Below are 20,554 nucleotides of genomic sequence, written 5' to 3'. Positions count from 1 at the left end.
CCTCCTCCTCAAGTTCACTTTCCGTTATTTACAGCTCGAACCAATCTAGGTGCAATATCATGGAGTGGCAGTACATGGTTTACGCATCCAAGCTCAACAGCCGATCTCGGCATACCGTATACGACACAGGTTTGCTCACTCTCTGCAAAGGTGGAATTCACCCCCGTATCGTACAGTTTCTTCATCATTCTCGCTCCATCGCTCCCCATACCGGTCATCAGCACCGCATGACGCTTAACCATGGTGAGCGGCAGCAGAGATTCGAACAACACATCAACGGATGGACGATGACCATTGCGGGTTTCATCCTGACTTACCCTGATCTGGAACGCACCGCTTTCCGAGCGAAACACCCTCATGTGGCTGCCACCCGGGGCAATATAGGCTTTGCCGGGTTCCAGTACCATGCCTTGTTCTGCTTCCATCACCTCCAGCGGACTGAATGAATTCAGACGCTGCGCAAGCGACTTGGTAAAATTCGGCGGCATATGTTGAACGATGACAATCGGAGCGCAGAAGTCACCGGGAATTTGCTCGAGAAATGCTTTTAATGCCCTCGGACCGCCCGTTGAGCAGCCAACCGCAACCAGATCCGTCAGTTCGTTGGACGGCTGAAGCTTCACTTCGCGCGGTGGGTGAATCTCGTGTTCCGGCAGAGCTGCTGAAGAACTGTCCGCCACAGGTTTACGATCAACCTTTTTGCGTCTCGGTTTGGAAGCATCCGATGCCTCCGCACGTGCCAGTTTATCCTCCTCAGGGCGAGGAACCCGGGTTCGGGGCAGCTCCGCAAGCTTAACGCGCTCCTCGGCTCCGCCGATCGTTCGTCTCGTTTCCTTCATCTGCGGCTTCTTATTCAGCGTTTTGTCAGAAGGCTTTGGCGAAAGAGGAACCGATATGTCCGCACCCTGTCGTCTCTGCTCTTCTTCTTCCCACAATGCCCTCCGCTGTTTTGCCTGCATCGCCGCATTCAGTTGCTTCATTAATTCTGAACGCACCTGTTCAATGTCAAGCGCATTAGAAATGGAAGGCTTTCGTATAAAATCAAATGCACCCGCCTCAAGGGCAAGAATGGTTTCCCTCATGCCTTGCTCATTAATGCCGGATAGCATGATTACCGGACGAGGACCTGTCTCCATAATCAGCCTCAAAGCATCAAGCCCGTTCATTTCCGGCATTTCTACATCCAGCGTGATGACATCCGGATCCAATGCCTTTACTTTCTCAACGGCATCCCGCCCATTGTCGGCTGTTCCGACAACCTGAAAGGATGGGTCTCGTTCGATGAAATCGGAGAAGATTCTCCTCATAAATGCGGAATCGTCCACCACCAGCACACGAAAGGGCTTCATAGATGTCCACCTCAGTTTCCATTATTCCAAATAAGAATCATTTCGTACGTTTGAGCCAACGATGCATAAATCCTTTGATTCCCTTCGGAGCTTCAGGCTCCGTGGCAGCAGGAGCGGTCATGTAACGAAGTGCGATGCGCCTGATATCACTGGAGGCGTTGCATCGTGGATATGCTGCTGTAAAAGGGATCTGCCGCTTAACAGCCTGCACAACATGCGTGTCGTCTGCTATCGAACCAAGCAGCTTGATATCCAGATCCAGAAATCGCTGGGCAGTCAAAATGATTTTGCCCGCTGCTTCACGAGCCTCAATCTCATCCCCCGCCCGATTGACTATCAGGCTGAACGGAACCTTGGATTCCGTTCCGTGCACCACCTTGATCAGCGCGTAAGCATCGGTGATTGAAGTAGGTTCCGGCGTTGTTACGACGAGGCATTGATCCGCCGAGGTTATAAATTTCATATTTTCCTTCGACAATCCGGCTCCGGTATCAAAGATGATGTAATCCATCTCAGATGAAATACGCTCAATCTGGGAAATAAAATAATCCATTTCCTCTTCGGACAGCGAGAGCATGTCCGCAAGACCGGATCCGCCCGCTATGTAAGGAAGTTTGTTCGGCCCGTACTGAATCACTTCCTCGATGCTCTTCTCCCGGCGTATGAGATGATACAGACTATACCGCGAGCTGACACCCATCAGAACATCGATATTCGCCATCCCGATATCGGCATCAAACACCAATACTTTTTTGCCCATGGATTGCAAAGTCAGAGCGAAATTCAACGTGAAATTGGATTTTCCTACCCCGCCTTTACCACTGCTGACCGTAATAATCTTGGCGGTTCTTGTTGATGGTACCTTGGAGCTGTCCCCCGGCTGCTGGGCCGAAACGAGCTGTCTAAGCGAATGAGCCTGATCCGTCATGTACGAATCTCTCCCAGCAGGAGATTGCATAATCGTTCACTGTCGGCCATAAGCAGATCGTCCGGTACGTTTTGACCATTGGTCATATAGGACAATCGAAGGTCATGAGCATCGATGAGATTAAACATGGAACCATAACTTCCGGTTTCATCCATCTTCGTGAAGATCACCTTATCCAGTGCATATTTGTTGAAATGATCCGCAATTTCAATCATATCGCTGCTCTTGGAGGTCAAGCTGAGAACAAGATAGGTTTCACTTTGATCGGAATGGGAGAACAGGCTCTGAAGCTCCGAGACGAGCAATTCATTCCGATAGTTACGGCCGGCTGTATCCATTAATATCAAATCGCAGTCCTGCAGCTTCTGAAGCGCACGCTGCATGTCCCCGGGAGATTGCACAACTTCCATCGGCACATTAAGAATCGATGCGTAAGTTCGGAGCTGTTCAACGGCAGAGATTCGATATGTATCCGAAGTAATGAAGCCAACCTTGCGCTGATGACGAAACAGCTGCTCCGCTGCAATCTTCGCAATCGTTGTTGTCTTGCCAACACCGGTCGGGCCGGCAATGTATACAATCCTGGTCTCAGGCTGCACGCCGCCGCCGATGCGTCCCTCAATGAACGCCGCCGCCTGCTTGTAGATCACATCCTGGAGCTCGGCATCACTTAACTGCATATGGTTCGCTGTCCATGCCTCTTCTGCAGCCATAAGCCACTCTTCCGTCAGCTTGGCCGAGAGATCCTGCTTCAGCAGCAGATCGCGTAAGGAATGCAAAGGTTCCGGGAGATGCTGCGCCTCGAGATTTTGCCTCGACAATCTCGCAATCCATTCTTTCATTTCCTTAAGCTCCTCAAGGACTCTTTGCTCCGATTCGCTTATACCGAGGCGGGAGCTTAAGGATTCCTTGTGCTCTGGGCGGGATGAATCAGTGCTCTGAACAGAGTCAGCGATTATCACCGTATCATCGTTTCGAACGCTCACCGGTGCAGCTGTCAGCTGCTGCCCCAAACTGTCCTCGCTCTTTGGCTGAGCGGCAATTTCCTGTGAAGCCGCAGCTTGGCTTAGCAATTCGGCGAAACGATTAGAGTCAGCCTGTTGTGATACAACGGAATCTACGGTCGTATTGTTCACCTGAAGAGATTCAGTCTGCGAACCGGATCTCGAAATTTCGGCTGTTCGCTGATAGGCCTTAGGTACAGCTGCTGTCGGTAGAGAATGCTTCATTTTGTATTCGGCCGGGGCAGAGCCTTTGGATTTCTCCGCCTGCTCTACCGCAGCGATAACCTCAATTTTCTTTCGGGTAAACATTCCCAGGAATCCGCCTACTTTTGTCTCTTTGGTGCTCAGTATGACGGCATCCGCACCCAAATCAGTGCGAATATGCTGCATCGCCTCAGGCATCGTGTCGACGATATACCTTTTTACTCTCATAAGTTCACCACTCCGACACTTTGAATTTCGACGTTTGGCTCGAGCTCACTGTAGGACAATACCGGGATATCCTGCATGCTGCGTTCAATGACCTGACGCAAATACATCCTTATGGCTGGAGATGTAAGCAGCACAGGCTGCTGTCCCATCTGGATGATCCGGTTCACCTGTTCACTGAGCTTCTGAAATACGCTCTGCGTTGATACCGGGTCCATCGCGAGATAACTCCCCTGGTCGCTTTGCTGAACGCTTTCGGCAATCTTCTTCTCCAGCTGAGGTCCAACCGTAATGACCCGCATGGCCTCGCCTTCCTGAGCGTACTGCTGGGTAATCTGCCGCGAGAGGGCCTGCCTTACATATTCAGTCAGAACATCAGGATCTTTGGAATAATGACCGTAATCCGCAAGGGTTTCGAGAATTGTGACCATGTCCCGGATTGAAATTTTCTCGCGAAGGAGTTTCGCCAATACTTTCTGCACTTCCCCAATCGTCAGAACGGAAGGAATGAGCTCGTCCACAAGCACCGGATAGCTTTCTCGGATGTTGTCCACCAGCGCCTTGGTTTCCTGGCGTCCAATCAGCTCATGGGCATGTCTCTTAATCAATTCGGTAAGGTGTGTTGCAACAACGGAAGGTGGATCCACTACGGTGTAGCCAGCGAGATCCGCCCGTTCTTTCACGGCCTCGTCTATCCAGAGTGCAGGCAGTCCAAATGCCGGTTCCGTTGTTTCGATTCCCGTCACAGAATCGTCTTCGTATCCAGGACTCATCGCGAGATAGTGATTTAATAATAATTCACCGCCGCCGACAGCATTCCCTTTTATTTTTATGACATATTCATTCGGTTTTAGTTGAATATTGTCGCGAATTCGGATAACCGGCACCACAAGACCCAGCTCCAGTGCGCATTGTCTCCGAATCATAATGATTCGATCCAGTAAATCCCCGCCCTGCTGCGCATCGGCGAGCGGGATCAATCCATAACCGAATTCGAATTCGATCGGATCGACCTGAAGCAGGTTGATCACACTTTCCGGACTTCGAACTTCTTCGATCTGCTGTTCCTCCTCAAGCTGCTCCACTTCGACCTGCTTGCGGTCCAGATTGTTTTGCATCGTTCTGGCTGCAATAAACAATATAATGGCGATCGGAGCGGTTGTAATCAGATGAATCGGAGTGAAGAGCCCCAGAAACATCACGGTTCCCGCTACGATATATAGCAGATGTGGATAGGAGAAGAGCTGTCCTGTGAGATCCTCGGCCAAATTCCCTTCCGATGATGCTCTTGTTACAATCAGACCGGCTGCAGTCGAGATGAGAAGCGCCGGAATCTGACTGACCAGTCCATCCCCAATCGTCAGGATCGAGTAAGTACTCATCGCATCACCGAAGGACATGCCGTGAATCGAGATCCCGATGATAAAGCCACCAATCAGGTTGATCAGCATGATGACAATCGTTGCAATCGCATCACCTTTGACGAATTTGCTCGCACCATCCATGGCTCCGTAGAAATCCGCCTCGCGCTCGATTTTACTTCTTCGCTCCCTGGCTTGCTGCTCATTGATTAAACCTGCATTCAGATCCGCGTCAATGCTCATCTGTTTACCTGGCATCGCATCGAGTGTAAACCTTGCCGCAACCTCAGCCACCCGCTCCGAACCTTTGGTAATGACGATGAACTGTACAACGACGAGGATCAGGAAGACGATAAATCCAATCGCGATTTCGCCGTTTGCTATCCATTTACCGAATGTGGCAACAACTTCCCCTGCATTTGCTTCCGACAGAATCAGCTTGGTTGTCGAAATGTTCAGCGCTACTCGGAAGAGTGTCGTGATGAGCAATAAGGAAGGAAAAATCGAAAAGTCCAGTGCTTCCTTGGTATTCATGGCCACCAGCAAAATAATAAGCGCCAGCGAAATATTGATGATAAGCAGTACATCGAGCAGCCATATCGGGATCGGAAGAATCATCATGAGTACGATGCCAATGACACCCGCAAGGACAGATAGATCTTTTATTTTCACTGCACTGACGCCTCCGGTCCCTAGTTATTTCGCTTTACCTTTTAGTTTATATACATAGGCCAGCACTTCAGCTACGGCCTGGAACAGGTCTCCCGGAATCGAATCCCCGATTTCCGACCGTTGGTACAAAGCTCGTGCCAGCGGCTTATTTTCCATCGTTATAATTCCGTGTTCCTTCGCTATCTCTTTAATCCGCAAGGCCATGAAATCCTGGCCCTTCGCAATGATCTGCGGAGCTTCCATCATGGAACCGTCATACTTGATAGCCACTGCAAAGTGGGTCGGGTTCGTGATGATAACGTCGGCATTCGGAACTTCCTGCATCATCCGCTGAAGTGCCATCCGACGCTGGCGCTCCCTGATCTTTCCTTTAATGAGCGGATCGCCTTCCATTTTTTTGTACTCATCTTTAATATCTTGCTTGGACATTCGAATGTTTTTTTCATAATCATACCTTTGGTACATGTAATCCAGAACGGCCAGGATTATGAGGCCAATCGCAATCTTAAATCCCAGAGACATGGTGATATCCGCAACGAAATGAAATATGGCATCGGGACCCATGGTTGACAAGGAGGATAATCCCTCTCTGGCAGCCCATAAGGTGCTGTAAACCAGATAACCGATGATGGTCAATTTAATGACCGACTTCAAAAATTCAACCAAAGAACGCATGGAGAATATGTTTTTGAAGCCTTTGATTGGGTCTAATTTTTCAAACTTCATTTTCAGAGGCTCACCGGTCAACATAAATCCGACTTGCAAATAATTGGAGATCAGCGCAATCACAAAAATCGAAATAAATAATGGAGCCAGCAGAAGCAAGATTTGAATGCCATATTCTCCAAACAGCTGCATCACATTGTCTTTTGTAACGTCCATGGAGAGCCGATTAATATAGACATCGGTGAATAATCGAACGGTATGGTCTCTCATATAACCGCCGAAGATTAACAGGCAAAAAAAAGCTGCAAGCAAAACCGATGCACCCGATACCTCCATGCTCTTGGCAACTTGGCCTTTCTTACGCGTATCCTGACGTTTCTTCGGTGTCGCTTTCTCCGTCTTTTCGCCAGCGAACAATTGTAAGTCGACCGGATACCGGTATGACATCCGCTTCATCTCCATCCTCCTTATGTCGGCCCGTCGCCAACAACACCGAGCAGCTGCCGGAGCGCTTCAAACATTTTGGCAAACAGATGATCAAACAGTGATACAAGCATGGGCATGAGCAGCATCAACAGCACGAGTCCAACGATGATTTTGATAATGATGCCGATAACAAAAACATTGAACTGCGGAGCCGTTCTTGCCAGAAAGCCAAGTCCTACATCGGTCAGGAACAGGGCTGCTACCAGCGGAGCTGCCATTTGAAGTGCCAGCACAAAAGAGTGCGAGAACGTTCGAACGAGAAAATCCGTTACATTGCCGTCATGAATCTTTCCAAACACATCGCCTGTAATCGGAATCCAGTCATAACTGTACATGATGGCGTCGAGCAGATAATGGTGGCCGTTCATGCTTAAGAACACCAATAAAGCCAGATAGTACTTGAAGTTACCGATCAAAGGTGTTGAGGCACCTGTGAATGGATCAATGACATTCGCCATACTGAATCCGATCTGAATATCAATTAATGCCCCAGCTGTCTGAACAACGGCCATAATTAGATAAGCAGTAAAACCAAGAAGCAGTCCCACCAATACTTCCTGGACAATCAATATGACGTAGGACAGATCCTGCGGAACCACTTCGCCAAGCCCGAATGAAAAATAGACGATCAGGGCGATGATAGCCGAAAGGGCTATCTTGTACGAAGTAGGAACACTCCGAGAAGTAAACACAGGCGAAATTACAAAAAAAGATGTTATTCGACAAAAAATAAGCATAAAAACAGGTAAACTTTGCTGCAACCATTCCATGGACACTCAGCCTATCCGATATATTTGTAGAGATTGTCCAAAATACCGTGGGTAAAATCCACTAACGTCGTTAATATCCAAGGACCAAACAGCAATAATGATACGAGAACGATAACAATTTTCGGCACAAAAGCCAGCGTCTGTTCCTGGATTTGCGTTGTTGCTTGAAAAATACTGATGATAAGTCCGACAACAAGTGCGAGAACCATCATCGGTGCGCTCACCTGGAGCACAATATAGACCGCTTGTCCTGCCAGACCGATAATAAATTCAGAGCTCACGGCTTAGTCCCCCTGTATTCGAATTACTTGCCGCTTATTGCTATGGGTTAAAGCTCATCAGCATGGATTTAACCACCAGATACCAGCCGTCTACCAGAACAAAGAGCAAAATCTTGAATGGCAGCGAGATCATGACCGGCGGCAGCATCATCATCCCCATCGCCATCAGCACGCTGGCAACAACGATATCGATGACCAAAAAAGGGATAAATATCATAAAGCCCATTTGAAAGCCTGTCTTTAGCTCACTAATGGCAAATGCCGGTACCAAAACCGTTAATGGGATATCCTCGTAGGTTTCGGGCTTCTCCGCACCTGTGTAATTCATAAACAAAAGAAGATCCTTTTCCCGCGTATGGGAGAACATAAACTTCTTCATTGGATCCTGAGCCTTATCCAGTGCCTCCGTCTGGCTAATCTCACCTTTAAGATAAGGCTGCAGCGCAACGTCATTTATGGATGACAACGTCGGTGCCATAACAAATAAGGTAAGGAAGAGCGCCAGGCCGATCAACACTTGGTTCGGCGGGGTTTGCATGGTTCCGAGTGAAGTACGGACAAAACCAAGCACGATCACAATCCGTGTGAAACTTGTCATCAGAACCAGAATTGCTGGTGCAATACTAAGAATCGTGATCAGGAGTATCAAAGACAAGGAGCTTGTCCCTGGCGTGTCTCCTTCATTGCCGATTTGAATATCAATGTTCGGAATGGGATCCGCAAATGCCGTATGAGAAAACAAAAATCCAAACAATATAAAAATCGCGATAGTGTAAGAGATCTTTTTATTCATGAATCCTTATGATCCTCCCGCAGCAATTCTTCGACCTTTTCTTTCCGGTTCGGTACGCTGCGCAGCTTGGATTCAAACACTTCATGAAATGAAGATGTATCGTCCAATTCAATTTCTTCCGGTGGTTTTTCTTTACGGAGTTTTGCCGCCAGTTTCGAAATAAAAGGCGGCAGCGCCCCATTATGTATTCCAGAATCCTGTTCAAATGCTGCTAGGATAAGAGCAACCTCTGCTGGATCAGAAATTTTGTCCACCAACCGGACGTCTTCGCCAACTCCGATCACATAGATGCTGCCCCCAATCTCAACGATCTGAAGGGATTTGTTAGGGCCCATCCCAACCGCACCCAATGTGCGAATAGAACGGCCCTGCATCCAGCTCTGATTCTTTTTACTCAGAAAGCGAATCAGGAACACGATCAACGCAACGATGATGGCAAGAACGATAAAGACATAAAACAACTGTAAATAATACCCGGTAGTACTACTTGAGCTTAATCCATCAGAAGCTGCCATCATCATAAGAGATACCCTTATACGCCAAGCGTCTTATTGATGGCTTCAATTACTCTATCCGATTGGAACGGTTTAACGATAAAGTCTTTCGCTCCTGCCTGAATCGCATCGATCACCATTGCCTGCTGACCCATGGCGGAGCACATAATCACTTTTGCGTTCGCATCAACTTTTTTAATTTCTTTAAGTGCCGCGATACCATCCATTTCAGGCATCGTAATATCCATCGTGATCAGATCTGGACGGAGTTCTTTAAACTTCTCGATTGCTTGTGCACCGTCCTGTGCTTCCCCCACAACCTCGAATCCGTTCTTGACCAATATGTCACGGATCATCATTCTCATAAATGCAGCGTCGTCCACAATCAGAATTCGGTTAGCCATTGATAAAAATCCTCCCTAAAATGTTTGTGCTATTGTAATTTTTGAATCCGGTCCCATTGGCTTACGATATCCGTCACACGCACACCAAAGTTCTCATCGATAACGACGACCTCACCTTTGGCAATCAATTTATGATTGACAAGGATGTCTACAGGCTCACCGGCCAGCTTGTCCAGCTCGATAATCGAACCTTGCGACATTTCCAAGATATCCTTAATTTGCTTTTGAGTCCTTCCTAATTCTACGGTGACTTTAAGGGGAATGTCCATCAGTAAGTTCAGATTGTTTTCATCCACCTGGGTGTACGGTGCAGATTGCAGGTTAGCGAACTGCACAGGCTGCACATTTACATTACGATTTGGCATTCCGCCATACTGCTGTGGATGCCCTTGATAAGGCATCTGAGGCTGGCCATACGGCATGGATTGCGGAATGGGTCCTCCATGACCTTGTGCAGGCTGCTGGTAGCCTTGTCCATAATCATATCCATGCCCCGTTTCATTCGCATACCCTGGATCGACTGGTGATTGAGCCGGTTCCTGCGTGTTAACCGGTGCTTCCACTGTTGGTGCGGCTTCTTGCTTCGCAGGCTGAGGCTCTTCTGTTCCGTTGATAAGCATATGGACCATGTCCTTGGAAAAATGAACGGGAAGCAGCTGCATGATGGTTGAATCAATAAGTTCACCGATAATTAATCGGAATGAAATCTTAATCAGTGTTTCATCCTGCGGAAGGTTATTTACTCCTTCCCCATTCGCCATATCCAGAATGTCAATGCCCGGTGGAGATATATTGACAAACCGGTTGAAAATCGTCGACATGCTCGTTGCGGAAGACCCCATCATCTGGTTCATGGCTTCCTGAACGGCACTGATATGAATTTCGTTCAGTTCCTCTTCCACGGGGTTTCCTTCCCCGCCTAACATCAGGTCTGCAATGACTTGAGCATCGCGTGTTTTAATGACAAGGGAGTTAATCCCTTCGAATCCATCTACATAAGTAACATGTACTGCTACATGTGGCTTCGGAAATTCTTCTTCGAACTGGCTTCGTTTAATGATCGACACTTTAGGTGTCGTGATATCTACTTTTTTGCCCAGCAGGGTGGACAGAGCCGTTGCAGCACTGCCGAAGGTAATATTGCCTATCTCACCCAGTGCATCCTGCTCTAGAGGTGTTAATACATCATCGACAGTCGCCGCCGAAGGAATTGATGCTGGTGATGCCATTTCCGACTGTTTTAACAAAGCGTCGATTTCTTCCTGGGATAAATAATCTTTACTCGTCAAATTCTTCAGCTCCTTCGATGACAATTTCATCGATTTGTACAGCAACCCGATCTTTTATCGTTCCGGGACTGCCAATATACTTTAATTTGTCGCCAACCTTGATGGATAGTCCATCATGCATCGGTTTGTTCAATGAAATGACATCTCCGACACTCAGACCCAAAAATTCGGATACCGTCAGCTGTGACACGCCAAGCTCGGCAACAATGGAAAGCTGGGCTTTGCTTACACGCTGTTTGAGAGCATCCACTTCCTCCGGCACACTCGCCTTTTTCTCCGAGATGAACCATTGGTGCGCGGATAACTTCGACATAATCGGCTCCAGTACAACATGCGGAATACACAGATTAATCATTCCCGTGGTGTCGCCGATTTTGGTACTAAGCGATATCAGTGCAATGGTTTCGTTCGGAGAAACGATCTGCATAAACTGCGGGTTCGTTTCCAGCGCTTCAAGACGCGGCGATATGTCCAGCACCGTTTTCCATGCTTCTTGCAGGCTGTCAAATGCCCGGCTGAATATCCGCTCCATAATAATCGTTTCGATCTCGGTCATCGAGCTGATCGAAGACGGAGCAATTCCCGTTCCTCCCAGCAAGCGGTCCAACATCGCGTAGGCAATGTTCGGATGTACTTCGAGCACCATGCGGCCTACCAGAGGTTCTGCCTCAAATATATTAAGAACTGTCATTTTAGGTATAGAACGGATAAATTCATCATATGGTAGCTGTTCAACCTGCACCACATTGATTTGCACAAAAGTACGTAACTGTGCCGAGAAGTAGGTTGTTAAATATCGTGCAAAATTCTCGTGAATCCGGGTCAAACTTCGAATATGATCCTTCGAAAACCGGAGAGCCCTCTTAAAGTCATAAGAGCGAATCTTCTTCTGTGTTTCCTCTTTTTTCAGTTCTTCAGCATCCATTTCCCCTGAAGAGAGAGCGGCCAATAAGGCATCGATCTCATTCTGCGATAAAACATCAACCATCTACTCACCCCCTTACAGGTTGTCCGACGAACCGATTAGATTTCAACGATCATTACATCTGTCATTTCGATTTGAATTAAGCGCCCGGATGTTAACGACTTATTGATCAGATTCTGCAGCTTAGCGATAAACTGCTCTCGTCCCTTGGAGTCGTTAAGCAATTCGGGTTTCGTGTCGACTAACGTCTTGATAATAATCGGTTTGATCTTGATTTCCTTGATTTTGTCGAATTCTTCCTTTGCTTTCTTGTCACTCAGCTGAAAAGCAAAGGCCATCTGAGCAATATATCCAGGATCAGCGATATTTGTCTTGATGCCGGTAATTTCCGATGTCATCTTCACGATCTCATCAGCCGACATTTTCGACAGGGCAGATCCGTTCCCGGAGGCAGTATCCTTTTCGTTATCTCCAACCAGCTTGTTCGACAACAAGAATATCGCCAGAACAATCAACGTGATGGACAACAGAATCGTAATTAACCAGGGGAGCATCTTTTTCATGAAGGTTCCTCCAATTGCTGCACTTTAATGGTGGCTTGGTGAATGCCTACCTCGTGATGGTACGCTTTAATGGAAGAGATGATTTCATTTGCACTTTCAAGCACAATCATTCGCTTTCCATTAATTAATGTAATGTAGGTGTCCGGAGTCTCCTCAACCATTTCTATCAACAGAGCGTTAAGCCACAACTGCGAACCGTTTAACCTCGTTACCGATATCATGGACAGCCTCCTTGTTTAATTAGGGAGGGGGTTGCCCCTCCCTACCCATCCTTATCGTTTCAGATTGACAACCTCTTGAAGCACTTCATCCGAGGTTGTAATAATCCGGGAGTTGGCTTGGAAACCACGCTGAGCGACAATCATTTCTGAGAATTCGCTTGTCAGATCAACGTTGGACATTTCAAGCTGGCCGGCAATAATCGCACCCGTTCCTTCTTCAGCGTCGTTCCCTTCAAACATAACGGCAGCCACGTCGCCATCAGGTACTGCATTCAGGGTCACGCGATACATATTGCCTCCGATTTTCTCCAGACCTTCCGGATTCGGAATTTTTGCAACGCCGATAATAGCTCCCGCTTCAGTAGTCCCGTCACTCAGCTTCTGTATAATAGCGCCATTCTGAGCAATCGTGAATGCCGTAACGTCATCACCCAGCTGAATAGGATCACCCGCTGAATCGAGAACGAGCATTCCGTCTGAAGTAACCAGGTTACGCGCTACATCGACATGGAAGTCGCCTGCACGAGTCAAGAAAGGTACTTCTTGATCCTCGCTAAGCTTCACCATGAAAAATCCGTCTCCGTCAATTCTCAGGTCCGTCGGGTTATGGGTTGTCATGGCACTGCCTGGCGTATGCATGGTATCGATCGATCCGATCGATACACCAAGACCGATCTGCTTCGCGTTTACACCACCGGATGGATCGTCGGTTCCCGGTGTAACACCGGACATCGTTTGGCTAAGGATATCTTTAAACATTACACGTCCCGCTTTAAACCCAACCGTGTTTACGTTGGCAATGTTATTACCAATGACATCAAGCTTGGTTTGGAAACCTCTCATTCCGGAAATGCCGGAATACATGGATCTTAACATCGATTTTCCTCCTTCTGTTGTGGACCGCCTCTGTCGATCAGCGGCCGCCTGGCTTCCTCACGGGCCAGCCAGATTTATTTATGAAATAATGACCGCGCTATCGATTTTCGTGAACACATTATCCTTCATCGCCTTACCATCCATCGCAGTGACCACGGTCCGATTCGGAATATTTACAATAAGTGCCATATCCTTCATGAGGATGAGTGATTCCTTGCTGCCCTTGGCTGCAGCTTTTTCCACTGCGCTCTGGATCTGTTCGAGCTGATCTCCCTTTAATTCAATTCCGCGCTGCTCAAGCCTCTTGGCAGCATGGTTACTGATTTTAAGAAGATTCTCATTCAGCAGCTCCTGAAACGTACCCGCTGGTGGACTGGACTGAGCCTGCACTTGCTTTCGATCATTATGAAGCGCGGCGGGATGTATCTTCCCAGGATATAGCTGTCCAATCATCATACGGTCGCTCATGGCGTTGTCCCCCCGGACTCAATCTCATCTTGTGCGGGTGACTCGGCTTCAGGTTCTGTCGGATCAGGATTGCTTGTTCCCGGTTCCGATGGACCTGGATTCGGCATTTCCGGATCATTCCCGGCTGGAGCGTTCTCGATTTTCAAAATCTGATCAAGGGCTACTTCGCTTTCCCCGATCTTTGCATAATGAATACCGTCACGAACAATGATCGAATCAACGATACCGCTCTTCATGACCGTATTCTCCGATCCATCCTCCGGTTTAAACATCCAGCTGATCTGTTTGCCGATCAAACTTGAAGCTGCGCCCAAAGACTGGCTCATTGCAGTCAATTGCGTATTGATATTCATCAATTGCTCCAGGGAAGTAAACTGGGCCATTTGGGCGATAAACTCCCGGTCCTGCATCGGTTGAAGCGGGTCCTGATGCCGCAGCTGTGTAATCAAAATGCTCAAGAACTGATCTTTTCCAAGCTCCTGACCATTTCCGTTTTTGTTACTGACATTCCCTTTGGCGTAGTTAGGCCACATATTTTTAGTAGATACCGGCTCTGTTGCCATCCAAGCTCACCTCCTCACTGTTAGGCTTTAGCGGTAAATGTTCCAGTTTGCACGCCTTCTACTTCCGCTTGATGCTCTGCTATCCATTCGTTCAGTTCTTCCGTCAGGTTTGCTGCTAATACGGCATCATCGGAAGGCCCGTCCTTCTCCTTCGAGCGATGCTGCGACTGCTGCTGTCCTGATCCAGGCTGGCGGCCGTCCTGATAAAGATTCGACGTCGAAGGCTGGCTGCTCTGTGTGACTTCTATTTTTTCTACCTGAAGTCCCTGTGCCAGCAATGCGCTCCGAAGCTGTGCCATTTGCTGGTCAATCAGCTCTTTCGCATCCGTTGACTTGGTCATGAACTGTGCAATCAATTGCCCGTTCTGCATCGTAAGCTTAATATCGACTTGTCCCAGATGCTCTGGATTCAAGGAGATCCTTGCTTCCGTGAACCCGGTTTGCTTCACGATTTCCATCTTATTAATGATGAAGGAGGTCATTTCGCTCGAGAAATGCTCTACAGGCACCGGCGGTGCTGCAGGTTTCACTGCAACTTGTGTTCCGGAACGCAGGGCTAGTTGACCCGCAGTAACCGGTCCTTGCTCCAACAGTGAATCTCCTTCGGTCATAACGAACTCCGTTCCTGTGCCGTCAGAGCTGGCCTTGGTTGTCAAGGAAGCCCAATTGGCATTAGCTGACCCTGTCGTTTGGGACGAAGTCGACTGACCGGCTGTGTTCGTGGATGCATTAGGTAAAATTGCATCCGGCTGCTTCTGGTTTAAAATGCTGTTAAAATTCCCGTTGGCCTTGCTCTCTGCCGTTCCCGTTCCTTGACCCAGTAGACTATGGAAGGATTGGACCAGCTGTTTTACGGCTGCCTCGGTGTTCAAATCCAGCTTGCCGGATTTAGAGAGCATGGATGCCAGCTGGCTAATCGTATCCTGTACAACAAATCGAATCGTATCCGGACTCGAAGCCAATAAGGACATTTCATTTCCATCCGTGTTTCCTTGTGCTTGAGAAGCAGCTCCGCTTAACAACTGATTAGCTTGTGTCAGCCAGTTCTGAAGCTCCTGGAGCAAGGAAGGGTCCTCGTTTAATGCCTGGTCCATGGAGTCAAGCTCCTGAAGCAGGCCTTGAAGCAGTTCCATCAAGCCTTCCAGCGATTCATCCGTTTCCGATGAATAATTCGCGAGCAGGGATTCCAGCTTTGCAGCGACTTCAGTTGAAGCGGTCGAAGCGCTGTTACCACTGCTGTTCATCTGGTAAGCCAGGGTTGAATCGAAGGAAACGCCCGCTGCCGCTTGGCCAGCCGCACTTGCCTTCCCGCTACCAGAAGAGCTGCTTACGGATGTAGACATGTTCTGTACCATGATTGTCATCGTCTTATTTCACCTCCTTTCCCAAGGATGGAGATTCATTTCAGAGCTTATTTAGAGCCCATCAGGCGATTCAATATCTTAGCTGCCAGCTCCGCGTCTTTTGAAGACATTGCATTTAAAATTCGTGAACGTGTAGCATCATCCACCGTATTCAGAATGGTCATTGTCTTGGCGGGGCTGATCTTGTACGTTTGCATCAACAGCTCGGCAGCATTGGCAGGTGTCATTCCGGCAAACGTCTGATTCAACTGGTTTTTGTCCAGATTATCGGATGTCTTCTTCTGTGCAGCTTCCGTTTCATTCTTCTTGACCCTGGATTGCAGAGCCGCAATGGCCATATCCTCGGATGTCTCCGCGTCTTTGAGCATCATGGTTGCATCCGCTGCTGTTTTTGGATCCATCTTTTGAAGAATAGCGACCCGGTTGCTGCTCTTCATCTGGCTGAGCATCAGCACCATTTCTTCCAGCGTTAAGTTCTGCATGATCGGTGCCGCTTTGCTCGGGCTCATATCGGCGTAAAGCTTGGACAACTCGCGAATCTGCATCGTGTACGCATCTTCCTCTGGCGCCTCGCCGCTAGCCGCCGTGCTTTGCATTGAATCAATCTGGGTTTCCAGCTCTTTTACCTTGTTTTCCTGTGTTGCTTTTTGCTCGGTTACTTCATTTAATGTCTCTTCGCGTTCAGCAAGCTGCTTCTTAAGCTCTACAATCGTTGCTTCCGCACTTTCTTCCTGCTGCTTCGCTTCCTTAAGTTTCTGTTCTTCCGGAGTAAGTACCGGATCAGGAACCCAATTCTTCACAATTGGAATTTTGTTAGCTACATCAATGAGTCCATCCCGGACATCAGCTCTGAAAAATACCGCAAGAGCCCCCAGCAGGACGATTGTGAATATAGCCGGCACTAAAATCAATAATATCCGTTCAAATCCTCCACTTGATTCTTCTTTGTCAAGCGGCATATCTTTTCGTGACACTCTCATTCCTCCTTCGCGGTCATTACCCAGCGGTATTTGCAGACCTTAACGGGCTTTGATCGCAAAACGTACCGTCGCCATTTCGTCCAGCTCGTTTTGTTCCCGAAGGAGACTTTCATGCCGGAACTTTTCTTGGGATTTGTCTCTTGCCTTCAGCCACACTTTCTCATCAAGCATCTTGTCGGATAACACCTTCTGTTTCTTCGTTACATTGACATGAGCGAGCCGTATATCATCCCGTTTCCGCTCAATGCATTCTTCCAGATGCTCTGCATAAACCTGAATATTTCGAATTTCAGCTACAGGTACGCAGCGCGATGCTGCTTCTTGTTGAGCGTGATACATTTGATCCCGCATCGCATACAGCTCATTCAGACTATTCTCTTCCGCCTGAAGTTTTCCGATGGCACTTGACAGCATCCATTCGGCTTGTGTTTTCTCGTTGCTTTTCAGGTCTACGATTTTCTGGAATGCATAATGAAATTTCATTCTTCAAAGTCATCTCCTTGAAAACTCGGAAATCAAACGTTCCTGAACCTCATTCAATGTTGTTTTCTCATTCACTTTTTGCTTCGTAAAATCCCATATTCGCCCGATATATTCGATGGACTCATCGATATCGGCATTTGAGCCTTCTTGATAGGCTCCGATATTGATCAAATCCTCGGAATCCTTGTACACCGCCATCAGTCGTTTTACATTCTCGGAAGCGTCAATTTGCTCCTCAGGCGAGATATCTTTCATCACCCGGCTGATACTTGCCAACACGTCGATAGCCGGAAAATGCCCTTTATTTGCTATATTCCGGTTTAACACGATATGGCCGTCCAATATGCCCCTAACCGCATCAGCAATCGGTTCGTTCATATCGTCGCCATCTACAAGCACCGTGTAAAAGGCAGTAATGGAGCCTGTCGGCCCAGTTCCTGCACGTTCCAGCAGCTTAGGCAGACTTGCAAATACCGAGGGAGTGTAACCACGCATCGCGGGCGGTTCCCCTACGGCAAGCCCCACTTCGCGCTGTGCCATTGCATACCGGGTAACGGAATCCATCATCAGCATCACATTCAGCCCACGATCTCTGAAATATTCGGCAATCGTTGTGGCGATTAAAGCTCCTTTAATGCGGATGAGGGCCGGCTGATCTGAAGTCGCAACGATCACGACGGATCGCTTTAGCCCCTCAGGTCCCAGGTCCCGCTCGATGAAGTCAAGCACCTCTCGACCGCGTTCTCCGATCAAGGCAATGACATTAACATCGGCAGAGGTGTTTCTTGCAATCATCCCCATCAAGGTACTCTTCCCGACACCCGACCCGGCAAAAATACCGACCCGCTGCCCTTTGCCGATGGAGAGCAGTCCGTCAATCGCTCGAACACCGATGCTGATCGGTTCCTGAACTCTCGGCCGATTGAGCGGATTCTGTGGAACGTTATGGGTTGAATAATGAGGCATGCGAGCTGGAATGATGGAACCGTCCAGCGGCTGACCTAATCCATCCAGCACCTTGCCAAGCAGTTCAGAGCCTACCTGCACACTCAGTGGCTTCCCGGTGCCGACCACATCACAGCCAGGGCCGATGGAATGAAGCTCGCCCAGCGGCATCAGCAGCACTTTATTATCCCTGAAGCCAACGACCTCAGCCTTGAGCGGCTTGGATTGCTTCGTGGGATAGATGTAGCACACATCGCCAATGCTTGCGTCCGGGCCTTCGGATTCCACCATCAGTCCGATAACCTGAGTTACTTTGCCGTTGATTCGAACGGGATCTAAATGCCTTAAATGATCCATATATCGTGCGCTATTCAGCTTCTTCATCTTGATTTCTCCGTTCCTCGTCATCAAGAGCGAACCGCACCAGTTCTTTTTTAATCTCGGACAGCTGCGTATCGATGCGGGCATCCACACTTCCGAATGAGGAGCGGATCACACAGCCGCGATCCTTCACCGTAGAATCCGGCAGAATTTGAAGCTCTGCCTGGGAATCGATTGATAATCCGAGTTCTTCCCGTGCCGCATAGACAAATTCAAACTGTTCGGGAGCCACACAGAGCGAGATGATTCCTTTTTCCCGTTTGCGGGCCAGATTCTTCCGAATGAGCTCCAGGGTAAAGTCAGGCTCGATTGTTAACTGATGATCCAGCACCTTCTCGGCAATGCTGCAGCTGAGCTCCACCAGGAACGGCTCCGCCTCCTGAATTAAATCGTCCTTGGCCTGGTGAGCCAGTTGGAGCAATTCGCTAGCTTGAACCGTCGCCTGCTCCATCAGTTCCTTCATCTCAAGCTCTGCCTTGGCGGAGCCCTCAGCATATCCCTGATTAAAGCCTTCCATCTTCAGCGTCTCAGACAAATCATCATCCTGAAGCCTGCGTTCAGTCCACCATGCTTCAATCTGCTGCTGCGCTTCGGTCAATAACCGTTCCGCTTCTTCCGAGGCCTCCCGTATTTGCCTTTCGGCAAACTCTTGGGCATCCTTCAGCATCTCATGCTTCAAACGTTCGGCTTCAGCCAGCGTCTGCACAACTGCCGGCTCGGCAGTCGGAGGAGCATACTCCTCGACCGTTTCCTCGGTTGGTGAAGCGTAACGACGAGCAAGATCCAACTCTTTCAACACATCCATCGGTTTATAGTGGGACGATTTGATCAAGTTAGACAATGATGTCATCTCCTCCGCCACGGGCTATAATGACCTCGCCCGCCTCTTCGAGTCTTCGGATCGTGCTTACAATCCGAGTTTGAGCTTCCTCAACATCACGCAGCCGCACCGGACCCATGTATTCCATTTCTTCGCGGAAGGTTTCGGCCATACGCTTGGACATGTTCCGGAAAATAACATCGCGCACCTCTTCGCTTGCCACCTTGAGCGCAAGCTGCAAATCCGCATTCTCGACATCGCGGATAATACGCTGTATAGAGCGATTGTCCACATTGACGATATCCTCGAAAACAAACATCCGCTTCTTGATTTCTTCTGCAAGCTCGGGATCCTGGATTTCCAAGGAATCGAGGATCGTTCTTTCCGTTCCGCGGTCAACCCCGTTCAGGATTTGAACGATGGACTCAATGCCGCCGGCACTTGTATAATCCTGAGTCACCGTCGCTGAAAGTTTCTGTTCAAGCACACGCTCGACCTGGGAGATGACTTCAGGAGAAGTACTGTCCATCACAGCTACCCTGCGGGCAACTTCTGCCTGCTTCTCTTGCGGAAGCGAGGACAAAATTGCAGAGGCCTGCTCGTACTGGAGATAAGACAATACGAGAGCAATCGTTTGTGCATTTTCGTTCTGGATAAAGTTCAGGATTTGGCTTGGGTCCGCTTTGCGGGCGAAGTCAAACGGTCTTACCTGAAGCGTTGCGGTCAACCTGTTGATCACTTCCATCGCTTTTTGTTGACCAAGCGCCTTCTCCAAAATTTCTTTAGCGTAATTAATGCCGCCTTGGGAAATGTACTCCTGGGCCAAACAAATCTGATGGAATTCTTGAATGATGCTATCTTTCTCGACACTGTCGACTTTGCGAACGTTCGCGATCTCTAGTGTTAATTGTTCAATTTCATCATCTCGAAGATGCTTAAATATTTGAGCAGACACTTCCGGGCCAAGTGTAATGAGCAGTATAGCTGCTTTTTGACGTCCGCTTAACATTTGGTTATTTCCCTTAGCCAATGCTTCCAC

Annotated in this window: 23 protein-coding genes; all 23 read right to left on the bottom strand. The window is 48.5% G+C overall.

Annotation, left to right across the window (positions count from 1 at the left end):
• Positions 1 to 14 precede the first annotated feature (14 nt).
• A complete protein-coding gene (locus tag WDY75_RS11770) occupies positions 15 to 1,349 on the bottom strand; it encodes a chemotaxis response regulator protein-glutamate methylesterase (RefSeq protein WP_036642076.1) in 1,335 nt (444 codons plus the stop codon).
• Positions 1,350 to 1,386: 37 nt separating this feature from the next.
• A complete protein-coding gene (locus WDY75_RS11765) occupies positions 1,387 to 2,277 on the bottom strand; it encodes a MinD/ParA family protein (RefSeq protein ID WP_036642074.1) in 891 nt (296 codons plus the stop codon).
• Entirely contained in the window at positions 2,274 to 3,713 is a 1,440-nt protein-coding gene (gene flhF / locus WDY75_RS11760; RefSeq protein WP_006211310.1) for a flagellar biosynthesis protein FlhF, read from the bottom strand. The genes WDY75_RS11765 and flhF overlap by 4 nt, the downstream gene beginning before the upstream one ends.
• Positions 3,710 to 5,743, bottom strand: a complete 2,034-nt coding sequence (flhA, locus tag WDY75_RS11755; protein ID WP_036642070.1) for a flagellar biosynthesis protein FlhA — start codon at positions 5,741 to 5,743, stop codon at positions 3,710 to 3,712. Before flhA ends, flhF begins: the two co-directional genes overlap by 4 nt.
• Positions 5,744 to 5,767: 24 nt before the next feature.
• The gene (gene flhB, locus WDY75_RS11750; protein WP_036642441.1) at positions 5,768 to 6,856 is read right to left on the bottom strand and encodes a flagellar biosynthesis protein FlhB; all 1,089 of its coding nucleotides are present in this window, start codon (positions 6,854 to 6,856) and stop codon (positions 5,768 to 5,770) included.
• A gap of 20 nt (positions 6,857 to 6,876) precedes the next feature.
• Positions 6,877 to 7,665, bottom strand: coding sequence for a flagellar biosynthetic protein FliR (fliR, locus tag WDY75_RS11745; RefSeq protein ID WP_006211313.1), 789 nt, complete (start codon positions 7,663 to 7,665; stop codon positions 6,877 to 6,879).
• Positions 7,666 to 7,676: 11 nt separating this feature from the next.
• A complete protein-coding gene (fliQ, locus tag WDY75_RS11740) occupies positions 7,677 to 7,946 on the bottom strand; it encodes a flagellar biosynthesis protein FliQ (protein WP_006211314.1) in 270 nt (89 codons plus the stop codon).
• Between the two features lie 40 nt (positions 7,947 to 7,986).
• Positions 7,987 to 8,739, bottom strand: coding sequence for a flagellar type III secretion system pore protein FliP (fliP, locus tag WDY75_RS11735; protein ID WP_006211315.1), 753 nt, complete (start codon positions 8,737 to 8,739; stop codon positions 7,987 to 7,989).
• Positions 8,736 to 9,260 (bottom strand): FliO/MopB family protein, encoded by a 525-nt coding sequence (locus tag WDY75_RS11730; RefSeq protein WP_006211316.1) that lies wholly within the window; start codon positions 9,258 to 9,260, stop codon positions 8,736 to 8,738. Before WDY75_RS11730 ends, fliP begins: the two co-directional genes overlap by 4 nt.
• An 11-nt stretch (positions 9,261 to 9,271) precedes the next feature.
• On the bottom strand, positions 9,272 to 9,637 hold the full coding sequence (locus tag WDY75_RS11725; RefSeq protein WP_006211317.1) for a response regulator: 366 nt from the start codon (positions 9,635 to 9,637) through the stop codon (positions 9,272 to 9,274).
• 29 nt (positions 9,638 to 9,666) lie between these two features.
• On the bottom strand, positions 9,667 to 10,926 hold the full coding sequence (fliY, locus tag WDY75_RS11720) for a flagellar motor switch phosphatase FliY (protein WP_006211318.1): 1,260 nt from the start codon (positions 10,924 to 10,926) through the stop codon (positions 9,667 to 9,669).
• Complete coding sequence (gene fliM, locus WDY75_RS11715) at positions 10,916 to 11,914, bottom strand: flagellar motor switch protein FliM (protein WP_036642066.1); 999 nt, start codon at positions 11,912 to 11,914, stop codon at positions 10,916 to 10,918. Before fliM ends, fliY begins: the two co-directional genes overlap by 11 nt.
• 35 nt (positions 11,915 to 11,949) lie before the next feature.
• Entirely contained in the window at positions 11,950 to 12,414 is a 465-nt protein-coding gene (locus tag WDY75_RS11710) for a flagellar basal body-associated FliL family protein (RefSeq protein WP_006211319.1), read from the bottom strand.
• Positions 12,411 to 12,635: a flagellar FlbD family protein gene (locus tag WDY75_RS11705; protein ID WP_006211320.1), complete on the bottom strand. Its 225-nt coding sequence runs from the start codon at positions 12,633 to 12,635 to the stop codon at positions 12,411 to 12,413. The genes WDY75_RS11710 and WDY75_RS11705 overlap by 4 nt, the downstream gene beginning before the upstream one ends.
• A 51-nt stretch (positions 12,636 to 12,686) precedes the next feature.
• Positions 12,687 to 13,511, bottom strand: a complete 825-nt coding sequence (locus WDY75_RS11700) for a flagellar hook-basal body complex protein (RefSeq protein ID WP_006211321.1) — start codon at positions 13,509 to 13,511, stop codon at positions 12,687 to 12,689.
• 78 nt (positions 13,512 to 13,589) lie between these two features.
• Positions 13,590 to 13,979: a TIGR02530 family flagellar biosynthesis protein gene (locus tag WDY75_RS11695; protein ID WP_006211322.1), complete on the bottom strand. Its 390-nt coding sequence runs from the start codon at positions 13,977 to 13,979 to the stop codon at positions 13,590 to 13,592.
• Positions 13,976 to 14,542: a flagellar hook capping FlgD N-terminal domain-containing protein gene (locus WDY75_RS11690; RefSeq protein ID WP_006211323.1), complete on the bottom strand. Its 567-nt coding sequence runs from the start codon at positions 14,540 to 14,542 to the stop codon at positions 13,976 to 13,978. The genes WDY75_RS11695 and WDY75_RS11690 overlap by 4 nt, the downstream gene beginning before the upstream one ends.
• 20 nt (positions 14,543 to 14,562) lie before the next feature.
• Positions 14,563 to 15,906, bottom strand: coding sequence for a flagellar hook-length control protein FliK (locus WDY75_RS11685; RefSeq protein ID WP_063480024.1), 1,344 nt, complete (start codon positions 15,904 to 15,906; stop codon positions 14,563 to 14,565).
• Positions 15,907 to 15,953: 47 nt separating this feature from the next.
• On the bottom strand, positions 15,954 to 16,886 hold the full coding sequence (locus WDY75_RS11680; protein ID WP_040680752.1) for a kinesin: 933 nt from the start codon (positions 16,884 to 16,886) through the stop codon (positions 15,954 to 15,956).
• Positions 16,887 to 16,925: 39 nt separating this feature from the next.
• Positions 16,926 to 17,369, bottom strand: coding sequence for a flagellar export protein FliJ (gene fliJ, locus WDY75_RS11675; RefSeq protein WP_006211326.1), 444 nt, complete (start codon positions 17,367 to 17,369; stop codon positions 16,926 to 16,928).
• A 9-nt stretch (positions 17,370 to 17,378) separates the two neighbouring features.
• Positions 17,379 to 18,698, bottom strand: a complete 1,320-nt coding sequence (gene fliI / locus WDY75_RS11670; RefSeq protein WP_006211327.1) for a flagellar protein export ATPase FliI — start codon at positions 18,696 to 18,698, stop codon at positions 17,379 to 17,381.
• On the bottom strand, positions 18,682 to 19,536 hold the full coding sequence (locus WDY75_RS11665) for a FliH/SctL family protein (RefSeq protein WP_006211328.1): 855 nt from the start codon (positions 19,534 to 19,536) through the stop codon (positions 18,682 to 18,684). The genes fliI and WDY75_RS11665 overlap by 17 nt, the downstream gene beginning before the upstream one ends.
• Positions 19,529 to 20,545 (bottom strand): flagellar motor switch protein FliG, encoded by a 1,017-nt coding sequence (gene fliG / locus WDY75_RS11660; RefSeq protein WP_036642439.1) that lies wholly within the window; start codon positions 20,543 to 20,545, stop codon positions 19,529 to 19,531. Before fliG ends, WDY75_RS11665 begins: the two co-directional genes overlap by 8 nt.
• Positions 20,546 to 20,554: the final 9 nt, after the last annotated feature.

Origin of the sequence: Paenibacillus glucanolyticus (assembly GCF_037333485.1) — a bacterium.
In the GTDB taxonomy this organism is placed as follows: domain Bacteria; phylum Bacillota; class Bacilli; order Paenibacillales; family Paenibacillaceae; genus Paenibacillus_AQ; species Paenibacillus_AQ glucanolyticus.
Note: the sequence above shows the minus strand (reverse complement) of the source record. Positions and strands in the feature narration are given on the sequence as shown.